This is a genomic window from Clostridium sp. UBA1056 (assembly GCA_002316385.1).
Lineage (GTDB): Bacteria > Bacillota > Clostridia > Clostridiales > Clostridiaceae > Clostridium_J.
Window position 1 is genome coordinate 1 of the sequence record DCDL01000034.1, and the last position, 13,066, is coordinate 13,066.

The window sequence follows — 13,066 nt, forward strand, 5'->3', positions numbered from 1 at the left end:
AATAGACGAGCATTCTGACTTGCTTATTTTTGGAAGATGCCTAATTATAATAATTGGAATAGAACAATAATATGGAGGTATATTAATGAAAAGTAAAATACAAAAAAAATTTTCTACTCGCACAATGGTTCTAATTGGACTATTTTCAGCCTTATGCTATGTGGCATTATTTTTTAAGATACCTATACCCTCTCCTGTTGGAAAACCTTTCTTGCACATGGGAAATATGTTTGTTATACTAGCAGCCCTGTTATTTACAGGAACTATCGGTGGTCTTTCTGGATCTATAGGTATGGGACTATTTGATTTAATGAATGGATATGCATCTAGCGTACCTAAAACTGTCATTTTAAAGTTTGGTATTGGAGCAATTGTAGGATGTGTCGCTGCAAAAGGAAAGAAGGAAGATGCAAAATCACCTATAAAATGGATAGGAATTACTTCAATAGTTCTAATAATAATTGGTATTGTCCTTTTCTTCACAGCATCTTCTTTAGGCAATGAAATTGTAATAACAGGCATAAAGAAAAAATTAGTAATCAATCCGGTATTATATGTATTTTCTTTTATTCTTGGACTCGCTTTAGGAATCGTATGTATCTTTGCAAAGAAATTATCTATTAAGATTCAATATGCAGTGTTAGGTGCCATAGCTGGTATTGCTTTCAATTTAGTAGGAGAATTTTTATTTGGAGTAGTTACCTTACTTCTTGCTGGAAGTGGATTCTTCCCTGCTATACTAAGCTCTGCAGTAAGTTTGCCTGCAACTCTTATAAATGGTTCCTTTTCTATATTTGTAGCAGTAGCTCTATACATTCCGCTATCTAAATCAATATCAAAATTTGCTTCATAATTTTTGTAATCTATAATTTCACATAGGGCTCTGACAGTAAATTATCAGGGTCCTATTATTATATTAATAAGTGATATTATCTAAATTTCATGATCCTATAATATAGGATAAAAAAACTGGCATGCGCCACGTTCCTAACGGTAAAACTTATAATCGAGTAAAAATCTATACTTTCCTATACATTAAAAAGAAGCCAAGGCCCTATGCTTAAGCCTTGACTATATATTATAGTGTAGATGGGGATTATTCATACTACCTATAAAACATAATAAATATTATAAGTGCAATTACTGCAAATATAATTAATACTACTGGGACAATCACCGATGCTGTGGCTAAAACTAAAGCTAACACATCGTTTTTCTCTAGCTCTATTTTACCAATCATCTCTGGATTTACTTCTCTTTTCTTAAATACCGCTTTATATGCCTCTCTCATCTTCATAGGGATATTCATCTCCTTTTATGTCTTTAGTATTTTATGTCTTTTACTATATCTCTCCTGCAAAGTGGCAAGCACAGAAGTGTCCCTTTTCAATTTCTCTAGTTTCTGGTACCTGTTCTTTACACACATCCTTAGCATAAGCGCATCTGGTATTAAACTTGCAACCCTTTGGAAGATTAACGTTGCTTGGGATTTCCCCTTTAATAATACTCATATCACTTTTATAATCTGGATTTGCTACAGGTATAGCTGCTAGTAATGCTCTTGTATATGGATGTATTGGATTTTTATATAAATCCTCCTTATCCGCTAATTCTACTATAGAACCTAAATACATTACTCCAACTCTATCACTGATGTGCTTTACAACACTTAAATCATGGGATATAAATAAATATGCTAGTCCCATTTCTTGCTGTAAATCCATCATAAGATTTAATATCTGTGATTGTATAGAAACGTCAAGAGCTGATACTGGCTCGTCACATACAACAAACTTTGGCTGTAGTGCTAAGGCTCTAGCTATTCCTATACGTTGTCTTTGTCCACCTGAAAATTGGTGTGGATATCTATATATATGGTATGGTGAAAGTCCACACTGTTGAACTATTTCTAATACCCTTTTATTAAGAGCTTCACCTTTTTTATATAGTTTATGCTCTACTAAAGCTTCACTAACAATTGAATGTACATTTAATCTCGGATTTAAAGAACTATACGGGTCTTGAAATATAATTTGCATGTCCTGTCTTAAAGGCTTCATCTTTTTCTCATTATATTTTATAATATTTTCACCTTTATATAAAATTTCTCCACCGGTTGGATCATAAAGCTTTATTAGAGTTCTACCCAATGTGGATTTTCCACATCCTGATTCTCCAACTAGTCCTAAAGTCTCCCCTTCATATATTTCAAAAGAAACATTATCTACAGCTTTTACACAAAGTTTTTCTCCTGTAGCGGACTTCCCCTTAACTGGAAAATACTTCTTAAGATTTTTTATTTCAATAATCTTATTTCTTTCCTTTTCCATCATGGATTCCCTCCTCTTTATGATGTTTTTCGTCTATAGCTTCATTGTATAGGAAGCATCTTACCTGATGTTTATCTGAAATATTAGTTACGGCAGGCATTTTACACTTGCACTCAGCATTAGCAAATTCACATCTTGGTTCAAAATAGCACCCTTTAGGAAGATCGAATGGACTTGGAACTACTCCATCTATAGAGTATAACCTTTCCTTATCTTGATCTAAACTTGGTATGGAAGCTAAAAGCCCCTTAGTATAAGGATGCTTTGGATTATCAAAAAGCTCTTTTATTGGAGCTGATTCAACTACCTTGCCAGAATACATTACAATTATATGGTCTGCCATCTGAGCTATTACTCCTAAATCATGAGTAATTAGCATTATAGCTGTATTAGTTTTTTTCTTTAAATCATTCATTAATGTTAGTATTTGGGCCTGTATAGTTACATCAAGGGCAGTGGTAGGTTCATCTGCTATAAGTAGCTTTGGCCTACACGCAAGGGCCATAGCTATCATAACTCTTTGACGCATTCCTCCACTCAATTGATGTGGATAATCTCTAGCCACTTGTTCTGGTCTAGGTATACCAACGAAAGCAAGCATATCTATAGCAATCTTTCTTGCTTCATTCTTATCTAAGCCTTGATGAAGCATTATTGCTTCCATTATCTGATCTTCAATTCTAAATACAGGATTTAAGGAGGTCATAGGCTCCTGAAATATCATAGATATATCATTTCCCCTAACATTCCTTATATCTTTATCATCCATAGATACTATATCTTTATTGTCAAATTTAATAGTACCGTCTACAATCTTACCAGGTTTATCTATAAGTTTTAAAATAGACATGGAAGTTATACTTTTACCGCAACCAGATTCCCCAACTATACCAAGGGTTTTTCCTGGCTCTACATCAAAGGAAACTCCATCTACGGCCTTCACAATTCCATTATCAGTATAAAAATATGTTTTTAAGTCTCTTACTTCTAATAAATTTTCCATATATCACACCTACCTTATCTCTTTTGGATCAAAGGCATCTCTTAAGCCCTCACCAAGAAGATTTATACTAACAACGGTTAATACGATTAAAACTCCAGGCGGTATCCAAATCCATGGATTGTTTGCAAATATAGAGAAATCTCTAGCTCTTTCAACCATATTCCCCCAAGTTGGTGTTGGTGGAGTTACTCCTAATCCTAGGAAAGAAAGACCTGCTTCTGTTAATATAGCACCCGCCATTCCAAGGGTAGCATTAACTATGATATATGCAAGGGTATTTGGCAAAAGATGTCTTATTATTTTAGATCTATTAGATATTCCTAGTGCCTTAGTAGCCACTATAAAATCCTGCTCTCTAAGGGATAAAATTTGTCCTCTAACCATTCTAGCAAGGCCTGGCCATGATATTATTGCAAGAATAACCATAACCACATACATCTTTTGAGCACTGCTTACTCTCCACATTAGTGCAAAGGATAATGAAATCATTAAAGGCATAAATGGAAGTGAACTCACCACTTCTGTGAAACGCATTAATATGTTATCCACCCATCCACCATAGTAACCAGCAATACCTCCTATAGTGGCACCAATTACTACAGTTATACTGGCAGTCATAAGCCCAATAAATATAGATATTCTTCCACCAGAAAATACTCTCATAAGTATATCTCTGCCCTGTTCATCAGTTCCAAGCCAATGCTTTGATGATGGAGGAAGAAGTTTATCTGCTAGTTCAAATTCATTTAGATTGTATGGTGATATTATAGGAACTACTATTACTAATAGAACTATAATTCCAAATATTATAGCACCCGAAAGAGCTATCTTATTCTTTATAAATCTCTCCAATGCAACCCTCCATGGTCCCATGGCTTGGAGGTCTTGTTTCTTTTTTTCTGCTTTAGCCTTTTTTACTTCTAACATAATAAATTAACCTCCTATTCCATTTTTACTCTAGGGTCTACCAATGCATAGGACATATCTGATGCTAAATTTCCTAGTACCATAAGAACTGCAAAGAATGTATTAGCTGCCATTACAACCCAAATATCTCTCTCCATAACTGCTGTGAACATTATATTTCCAATTCCTGGCCAAAGCATTACTGTTTCTAGTAATATAGCACCTCCAAATAAAGTCGGAATATACATTCCTAAAAGTGTTACAATTGGTATTAATGCATTTCTAAAGGCATGGCGATAAATAACAACCTTCTCTTTTAAACCTTTAGAACGTGCTGTTCTAATATAATCTTGATTAATTACTTCAATAACACTATTTCTAACATATCTTATAAGTCCAGCAAGACTTAGAAGAGTTAGTATTATTACTGGTAAAATCATATGTTTAGCTACGTCTGCTACTTCAGCCATAAAGCTGCTATATCCCACCGCTGCCATTACTGGAGTCCTCATACCATTAAGTGGTATAGCTCCATTACTTGGCATTGCTATAAAGTAAATCATCAGTAGTGCAAAGAAAAATGAAGGCATTCCTACTCCTATTAAAGAAAATACTGTCCAGCAATTATCAAATATACCATATTTCTTAACTGCAGATTTTATTCCTACAGGTATAGCAATAGCAAAAGCTAAAACCATAGCTACTATATTTAATAAGAAGGTATTCCAGATATAAGTTCCTATAACCTGATTTACAGGCTTTCTAAACTTTAAGGAATTACCAAAATCTCCTTTTAAAGTTCTTCCAATCCAATTTACATACTGAGTAACTGGTCCTTTATCTAATCCTAATTGTTCTCTAATTTGTTGCTGCTGCTCTGGAGTAGTCTTAGAACCTTGTCCTAAATATGAACTAACTGGATCTCCAGGCATAAGTTGTAATAAAGCAAAAAGTATAATCGTTATTATTATCATAACAGGGATTAAATTAAGTAATCTTTTGCCTAAAAACTTTAACATTTTATCACCCCTAAACTTATTTTAATAACGCCCTGCAATATTAGGCAGGGCGCCAATAACCTACAGAAAACTTAAAATTATTCTTCTATATAGGCATCCTTTAATCCTTTTACCCAATTATGGAATGGGCTTGTTTTTAGGTCTTTGACTTTCTTATTGTACATGTCAAAATAAGTATTTGCATATACAGGAACTATAGGTGCATCCTCATTAAGGATTTTAGCTATTTCTTTATACTTTGGTTTTGCTTCGTCTTTATCTATAATACCCTTAGCTTCATCTAATAGCTTATCAACCTCTGGATTTTTATATCTAGAACTATTACTTTTACCACTACCTACCTCACTTGAGTGAACTTCAGAATATATGGTATCAGGATCTGGTGTAGTTATCTGTGTTGCCATGAAGTATATACTCCATTTATCTACGTTCGCATCAGAGTCATATTGAATATAGTCTAATAATGTATTAAACTCAAGGTATGCTACATTAAGTTTAATTTTTAAACCTTCACCCCAGTCTCTTTCCCACATTGGAATAAGGGTAGGTAATATAGCGTGGTCTGGCATAGCAGCTACATTAAGCTCCATAACCTTCCCATCCTTCTCTCTAAATCCACTTGGACCAACCTTCCAGCCAGCTTCATCTAATAAAGATTTAGCTTTTTCTAAATCAAAATCATACTGAGTCAATTCACTAAGTAGTTTATCATCTATATTCCAAGAAACTTGAGAGAATGGGTGATATTGAGTTGATGCTAATACATCTCCTGTTTCTTCATCTTTATAAAAACTGTTTACAAATTCTTTAAGATTAAAGCTGTAGTATAGTGCTTGACGTACAGCTTTCTCTGCTGTTGGACCTGATTCACAGTTAAATTTAGTGTAACCGTATCCACTTCTGTCATAGCTATTAAAGGTCAAGAAATCCTGGGCCTTAGCCTCATTTATTTTTTTAGGTTCAATGACACCTTCAAGTAAATCTACGTTCTTAGCTGTTAATTCAACCATATCAGTAGTCTCAGTAACGATCTTACATACTACATTTTGAATTTTGTATCCTTCACCATAATAATTAGGATTTCTCTTAAGAGATGCAAATTCCTTTTCTTGGAATTTTTCTAAAGTATAAGGACCTGAACCCATTGGCTTTGTTGTTATTGCTGCTATAGTAGAGGTATCATCTCCAACCTTCCAATTTGCTCCGTAATAGTGTTCTGGCATAATTGGAAAATCACAATTAGCAAGATTTGTTCTTAATGGTTCTTTAAAAGAAAATTTAACTGTATTTTCATCTACTGCTACTACGCCTTTAAACTCTTTAGTATCTCCTTTGTTGTACTCTTCATATCCAGCTAAATCTTTAACAACAGACCCATATCTACCAGTATAAGTTTTATCTGACATAAATTTATAAGTAAACACTACGTCATCAGCTGTAACCTTTTCACCATCTGAGAAGGTCATATCCTTTTTCATTTTAAAAGTTATTTCCTTTTTATCTTCTGAAAACTCCCAGCTTTCTGCTGCAGATGGTTGGTATTCTCCATTAATATCCATTACAATAAGTCTATCAAATACCATATCAACTACATAGCCATCCTGAACTGATGAATAATAAGCTGGGTTAAAGTTACCAGACATATCTTTTACTCCAGAAATTAAAGTACCACCAGTTTTCTTTTCACCTGTTTCTGATGCAGGTGTCTTACCCTTTGATGAATCATCTTTTTTGTCTTTGCCGCCACATCCAACTAATGAGAAAGCTAGAATACTTGACAACATTAAAGCCATTAATTTCCTCTTCTTCAAAATCTATTCCCCCTTAAAAAATTAAGTTATAAATAAATACAAAAATATATAAAATATATATTTGTATAAATTCCTATCCCCATAGCTACCTTATTTTCAAATTTAATATAGTTTTTAATTGAAGTAGTTTATTAAATACTTTAGAACTCATTTTTATCTTTTATCAAATTAATTGTATATTTGTTACTTTTCAGCATATTTTTCTTATTTATGTAAATTCATTATCCTAATAATACATATATTTTGTTACTTTGTAAATACCTTTTTCGAAAATATTCTGAATTTTCTTTTAATTGTTTTGTATATAGAAATATTCGGGTTACTAATATTTCGTAAAGTATATCATCAAAATTTTGTTATATATGGAATATAAATCATGATTATTTTCATTTTTATACAAACTAATAGACTATTAAATTAAAATAACCTATTGCTTTAATATTTTATTCATATCTATAAACTATATATTTATTGAAAATTCTCTCAAAATATTTAATTGCCTAAGTTTGGTACAAATAAAACTTAGGTAAAACTTTATTTATTAGATTTATATAAAAAAATAAGACTAAGAATACACGCTATTTCATCTATTCTTAGTCTATCTATTTTATATTTAAATAAGGCATCTTCAAAANNTATACTTCTCATCTTTGACTTGTTATTTATTTTCAGATGCCTAATTATGCCATTAAATAATTATCTACAACTTAAGTCCACTTCATACTAACTATATTTAACTTCTATAAATTCCAACAATGATTAAGAGGACCACTACCTTTTCCAAGATTTAAGTTATCCCTTAGAGCACCTGTTATATATTTTTTTGCTCTCTCAATACTTTCAATAACATCATATCCAGCCGCTAAATTGCAAGCTATGGCAGAGGATAAAGTGCATCCTGTTCCATGGGTATTAGGATTATCTATGTTCTCTCCATAATACCAAGTTATGTTTCCTGGTTCATATAATAAATCATCAGAGCTATCCTTTAAGTGTCCACCTTTAATAAGTATTTTTCCCTTATAAATATTAGAAATTTTTTCAGCTGCCTTTATCATATTCTCTTTATTTAATATCTTAAAGCCACAAAGACACTCTGCTTCTGGAATATTTGGAGTAATTACATCAGCTACGGGTAAAAGCTTTGTAATCAAAGCATCCATAGCATCCTCTGAAAGAAGCCTACTTCCACTAGTAGATATCATTACTGGGTCAACCACGATATTCTTAGCCTTGTATTCCAATAATCTTTCTACAATCTCTTCAATAATTTCCTTAGATGATACCATTCCTATTTTAACAGCATCTGGAAAGATATCCTTCATAATACAATGCATTTCTTTATTTAAAAACTCTCTTGGTACGTTCATAACATCAAAAACTCCAGTGGTATTTTGTGCTGTTAAAGCAGTTATGGCACTCATTGCATACATCTTGTGCGCAACTATAGTTTTTATATCTGCTTGTATTCCAGCTCCCCCACTACAATCTGACCCTGCTATTGTAAGTACCTTCTTCATTATAAATCAGTCCTTTCTAAACTTAATACATATATCCTAGAAACATTATCCATTTGAAATATGTCTATATTCTCACATATCTTAATTATTCAACATATCCTCTGATAAATTTAGCATTTGTTTTGTAGCTTGTAATACATCACTTTTAGCAAATATAGAAGATACTAAAGCTACTCCATCTATACCTAATCCTTTTAGATTCATAATATTAGTTTCATCAATTCCTCCAATAGCTACTACTGGTATTGATATAGATTTGCATATATCTCTTATAGCTTCAGAGGTTATCACCCTAGTATCCAGTTTGGTGGAAGTAGAAAAAGCTGCCCCAACTCCAAGGTAACTTGCTCCAGCCTTTTCTGCTTTAACAGCTTGCTCCACAGTTTTTGCTGTAACACCTAAAATTTTATCCTGTCCTAGTAGTCCTCTTACTTCTGTGGCATCCATATCACCTTGTCCTATGTGTACACCAGAAGCATTAATTTCTATAGCTATTTTCACGTTATCGTTAATAATTAAAGGAATATTATATTTATCTGTGAGTTTCTTTACCTCTTTTGCTTCTGTAAGAAATTCATCATAATTTAATTGTTTTTCTCTGAGCTGAATTAATGTAGCCCCACCTTGTAAAACCTTTTCCATCTCTTCTATAAATAACTTTCCATTTAACCAACTTCTATTAGTTACTACATATAATTTCATTTGCTCTCTACTAATACTCATTCTATACACTTCCTTAACAAAAATTTTTGTTTATTCAAAAAAATATGAGACATACCAAATAGCATGTCCCATTAATATTCTTAATGCATTCCCTACGTTGGCATTATCCAAATCAGGTTATAGGTCGAAGCTACTTTTGCTTCCTCTCAGCCTGCTCATACAAGCTCCCTAGATATTAAATTTTCTTAAAGCATAGCATCAATTACATCTATTGTCAATTTTATCTATGGTATCTACAATTTACTTTTTAACAACTCTATGTTTTATCTAGCTCCTAGATTAATACTGGGACTTTCACAAAAAAGCTAATCTAAATAAATATTTAAGTGCTTCTTCAATATTTTATATACTACAACACTCTTCCACCTTGCTCTATTAGGCATCTATATAAAAAGTTAGCTTTTTATATAGATAACATTTTAAAATGTTAAAATGTTAGAATGTTACCTTTTTGTATATGCAAAATTTAAAAATGCTAACTATTTAAATATTTCTCTATATATGAGTAAATTAAATACAATTTCCTCTTTAATCAATATACTTGCTGCACTTCTAAATAAAATCCATTTTAGAATAGCCCTTTTATTTCTTTATAAACAGAGTTCTTTACCTCAGAGGGAGTTTTTACTCCCTCTGAAGCTTACTAACAGACTTCTTAGTATCAGTATTTTTGATACTAAGAAGTCGTTGTCCTTTAGGGGAAATCGTTATCCAGGGCGTAACCGCTCTTTTTACTCCCGCTTTGAAGAAAAGCAGAGAGCCCAAATNNATGGGAGTATTAGAGCGGGTAGCCATCGGATAAACTTTTCATTGTACTACTTATTCTTCTTAAAGGTGATTATAACTTTAAATAAGTCTCCATCTACACCTATTTTAAATTCTCCCCCCTGTAATTCTACAAAACTCTTTGCTATGGCAAGACCAAGTCCTGAACCTTGTGTATTTCTTGACGTATCTCCACGCACAAACCTTTCTGTAATCTCCTCTACATTGAAATCAATTTCTGTAGCAGACATATTCTTTAAAACTATTTTAACTTTATCCTCTAAATTAATAATATCAATATATACCCTAGACTTTGGCATAGCATATTTAGTTATATTGATTATAAGATTTTCAAAAACTCTAAAGGTTCTCTGACTATCTAGAGGAAGTATAATCTTTTCCCTTGGGAAGTTACTCTTTATCACTAATCCTTCAGCTTCTATCTTATCACTAAGCTCTAATAAAGTTTGTTTCATAAGAGATACTACTTCTACATCCATTATATTTAAATTTACATTTCCACTAGTAGCTTTACTCATTTCAAACAAATCTTCTATTAACGCTTGAAGTCTTTGGGATTTTTTATCTAATGTATCCAAATATAATTTACGATTTTCCTCCGATAATTCTTCATTCTTTAATAGATCTACATATGTGATTATAGATGTAAGAGGAGTTTTTAAATCATGAGATACGTTAGATATTAAGTCAGTTTTCATTCTAGCACTTTTCACTTCTTCATCCACAGCCTTCTTAAAACCTGTTTGTATATTGCCTAAGTCGTCCTTTAGTGAATTAAATACACCTAAATCTTCATCTAAATTTACCTCTAGATTTCCATCTGCTATCTCTTTAGTAATATCACATATCTTATTGTAGTTCTTGTTTATATTCATATAATAATTCTTTAATTTTATAAATAAGTATATCGAATATATTATAGCTAGAATAATTCCGAAGAACCACATGATACTAATAATAATTAGTATTACAAGATTTATTGCCAATAATTTTATAATATTACTAGTCAACCTATCCTTTAAGTCTATGGAGAGTAATTTATCTACTCTTTTTTTATAAGAACTTTTTATAGAGTTAATTATTCTTAAAATTAATGTATCTTCCTTTATATACTTTTTAAATCCTTTAACAAATATATGTTTAATTAAAATCACATATATATAAAGCATCCCAAAACATATAATCCAGAAAACTATATTTAATACAAAAATTAAGTTTCTTGTTAGCGGAATATCACTTATATTTATTCCAAAAAACCAATGAAGTTTTCCAAGGATACTTTCCATTATTATATTAGCTGGTGCTGATAATATAAAATAGAAAATTAAAAAACCACCAATTAAATGAAATTCTAAAGGTACTCTAGATATTTTATTAAAACCTATAATATCCTTTTCTCTCTTATAAGGTATTAAAAGTGCACTTAAAACAATAAAAGATACTGCTATAATTATAAAGCTATCACTTCCATCTATATAAGTTGCGCCTTCAGCTCTAGTAATGTAATCATGTATTTTATCATTATAATACATATTTTTACCAGCAACTCTATCTTTAGGTACTCCATATATAAAGGTAGCATTTCTAATTGGATTATATTGTGAAATTGTATTATCTTCATAAGGATATTTTCTATATATTACATCTTCACTTATGAGTCCATTATATATATTTTTTTCATCTCCACCATTAACTTCGCTAATACTTAATCTTCCTTTTTCATCATAGTTAATGACTATATAAAAGTCATAGAAATTCTGCACCTCCTTGACTTCACTATCATCATCTTTATTTAATAAGGCTCCTAAGTTATTGGATTCTCTAGAAAGTATTGATCCACTCTCCTTATCTAGGGCATAATAATCTATATTTCTTAGACCATTATCCAAATCCTTCATGTAATCGTATATACGATTATTTAATCTATCTATGTAGTAAATAGATTCTTGATTATTTTCTATTGAAATGTTATCTATATTTATATTTAAAAATATATCTTCTGGCTTTATATTCTTATCCTTATCATTTTTTAACATGTAATATAAAGCATTATTAGAGTTAGATAGGTCTGAAATAAAATCTGATTGTTCATAGGGATTATATGCTTTATCTTCAGCTATATTTTTTATAGTAGGATATATAGCTATAATTCCTATGGTCGCACATATTACAATTAATATAGATATAATATTTATTACAATTTTACTGCTACTGTTTTTCAATTTTATATCCAACTCCCCACACCACCTTTAAATATCTTGGATTTTTAGGATTCACCTCTATCTTTTCTCTTATATTTCTAATATGAACCATTATGGTATCTGTATTGATAGCTTGCTCATTCCAAACTCTTTCATAAATTTCATCTGCTGAGAAAACTCTCCCTGGATTTTTCATAAGAAGCTGAAGTATTTTAAATTCACTAGGTGTAGTTTTAACTAGGTTTCCATCTAAAATTACTTCCCTTGTATCCACATTGAGCTCAAGTCCTCCTATAGAATATACGTTTTCCTCCTTAGCATTACTTCCAGCCATATTTAAATATTTTGTATATCTTCTTAGCTGTGAATTTACTCTTGCCAGAAGTTCTAGAGGTTTAAATGGTTTTGTAATATAGTCATCTGCTCCTATATTAAGACCTAATATCTTATCCATATCCTCTGACTTGGCCGATAAAACTATTATTGGAAAGCTATAATTTTGCCTTACCTTCATTATAAATTCAGTTCCATTCATCTTTGGCATCATCATGTCTACTATAGCTAAATGTATATTTTCTTTCTCTAATAATTCTAGACCTTCAAGACCATTATAAGCCTTAAATACTTTATAACCCTGATTGGTTAAATAAACTTCTATAGCCATAGCTATTTCCTTCTCATCTTCTACTATTAAAATATTATATAAATCCATAAATACTCCCACTCCTAATATGATAAATATTTTTATTAGGCATCTGAAAATAAAT

At 31.3% G+C, this 13,066-nt stretch carries 11 protein-coding genes and 1 riboswitch; of the genes, 1 reads left to right on the plus strand and 10 read right to left on the minus strand.

The genetic code is table 11. The features are described 5' to 3' along the window. Positions 1-85 precede the first annotated feature (85 nt). Positions 86-853 (plus strand): ECF transporter S component, encoded by a 768-nt coding sequence (locus tag B3W71_RS09475; protein ID WP_346888692.1) that lies wholly within the window; start codon positions 86-88, stop codon positions 851-853. 252 nt (positions 854-1,105) lie between these two features. Here the strand turns inward: B3W71_RS09475 and B3W71_RS09480 are convergent, their stop codons facing one another. From B3W71_RS09480 to B3W71_RS09525, 10 genes are all read right to left on the minus strand, one after another. Beyond that, positions 1,106-1,297, minus strand: coding sequence for a hypothetical protein (locus B3W71_RS09480; RefSeq protein WP_346888693.1), 192 nt, complete (start codon positions 1,295-1,297; stop codon positions 1,106-1,108). Positions 1,298-1,343: 46 nt separating this feature from the next. Next, positions 1,344-2,333, minus strand: a complete 990-nt coding sequence (locus B3W71_RS09485; RefSeq protein WP_414632012.1) for an ABC transporter ATP-binding protein — start codon at positions 2,331-2,333, stop codon at positions 1,344-1,346. Beyond that, positions 2,311-3,333, minus strand: coding sequence for an ABC transporter ATP-binding protein (locus B3W71_RS09490; protein ID WP_346888694.1), 1,023 nt, complete (start codon positions 3,331-3,333; stop codon positions 2,311-2,313). The genes B3W71_RS09485 and B3W71_RS09490 overlap by 23 nt, the downstream gene beginning before the upstream one ends. 9 nt (positions 3,334-3,342) lie before the next feature. Then, the gene (gene opp4C / locus B3W71_RS09495; RefSeq protein WP_346888695.1) at positions 3,343-4,260 is read right to left on the minus strand and encodes an oligopeptide ABC transporter permease; all 918 of its coding nucleotides are present in this window, start codon (positions 4,258-4,260) and stop codon (positions 3,343-3,345) included. A 14-nt stretch (positions 4,261-4,274) separates the two neighbouring features. Then, entirely contained in the window at positions 4,275-5,258 is a 984-nt protein-coding gene (locus tag B3W71_RS09500) for an ABC transporter permease (protein WP_346888696.1), read from the minus strand. A 77-nt stretch (positions 5,259-5,335) separates the two neighbouring features. After that, positions 5,336-7,069 carry an ABC transporter substrate-binding protein gene (locus tag B3W71_RS09505; protein ID WP_346888697.1) on the minus strand — a complete coding sequence of 578 codons (1,734 nt, stop codon included), beginning with the start codon at positions 7,067-7,069 and terminating at the stop codon, positions 5,336-5,338. 740 nt (positions 7,070-7,809) lie between these two features. Next, a complete protein-coding gene (thiD, locus tag B3W71_RS09510; protein WP_346888698.1) occupies positions 7,810-8,589 on the minus strand; it encodes a bifunctional hydroxymethylpyrimidine kinase/phosphomethylpyrimidine kinase in 780 nt (259 codons plus the stop codon). Positions 8,590-8,670: 81 nt separating this feature from the next. Then, positions 8,671-9,312, minus strand: coding sequence for a thiamine phosphate synthase (thiE, locus tag B3W71_RS09515; RefSeq protein ID WP_346888699.1), 642 nt, complete (start codon positions 9,310-9,312; stop codon positions 8,671-8,673). Positions 9,313-9,383: 71 nt separating this feature from the next. Further along, a riboswitch (TPP riboswitch) is annotated at positions 9,384-9,493 on the minus strand. 634 nt (positions 9,494-10,127) lie between these two features. Further along, complete coding sequence (locus tag B3W71_RS09520; protein WP_346888700.1) at positions 10,128-12,332, minus strand: sensor histidine kinase; 2,205 nt, start codon at positions 12,330-12,332, stop codon at positions 10,128-10,130. Further along, positions 12,307-13,011, minus strand: coding sequence for a response regulator transcription factor (locus B3W71_RS09525; protein ID WP_346888701.1), 705 nt, complete (start codon positions 13,009-13,011; stop codon positions 12,307-12,309). Before B3W71_RS09525 ends, B3W71_RS09520 begins: the two co-directional genes overlap by 26 nt. Positions 13,012-13,066: the final 55 nt, after the last annotated feature.

Excerpts from the sequence above, each read along its gene's own strand:
- B3W71_RS09475 (WP_346888692.1), top strand. The coding sequence starts at position 86 with ATGAAAAGTAAAATACAAAAAAAATTTTCTACTCGCACAATGGTTCTA.
- B3W71_RS09480 (WP_346888693.1), bottom strand. The coding sequence starts at position 1,297 with ATGAAGATGAGAGAGGCATATAAAGCGGTATTTAAGAAAAGAGAAGTA.
- B3W71_RS09485 (WP_414632012.1), bottom strand. The coding sequence starts at position 2,333 with ATGATGGAAAAGGAAAGAAATAAGATTATTGAAATAAAAAATCTTAAG.
- B3W71_RS09490 (WP_346888694.1), bottom strand. The coding sequence starts at position 3,333 with ATGGAAAATTTATTAGAAGTAAGAGACTTAAAAACATATTTTTATACT.
- opp4C (WP_346888695.1), bottom strand. The coding sequence starts at position 4,260 with ATGTTAGAAGTAAAAAAGGCTAAAGCAGAAAAAAAGAAACAAGACCTC.
- B3W71_RS09500 (WP_346888696.1), bottom strand. The coding sequence starts at position 5,258 with ATGTTAAAGTTTTTAGGCAAAAGATTACTTAATTTAATCCCTGTTATG.
- thiD (WP_346888698.1), bottom strand. The coding sequence starts at position 8,589 with ATGAAGAAGGTACTTACAATAGCAGGGTCAGATTGTAGTGGGGGAGCT.
- thiE (WP_346888699.1), bottom strand. The coding sequence starts at position 9,312 with ATGAGTATTAGTAGAGAGCAAATGAAATTATATGTAGTAACTAATAGA.
- B3W71_RS09525 (WP_346888701.1), bottom strand. The coding sequence starts at position 13,011 with ATGGATTTATATAATATTTTAATAGTAGAAGATGAGAAGGAAATAGCT.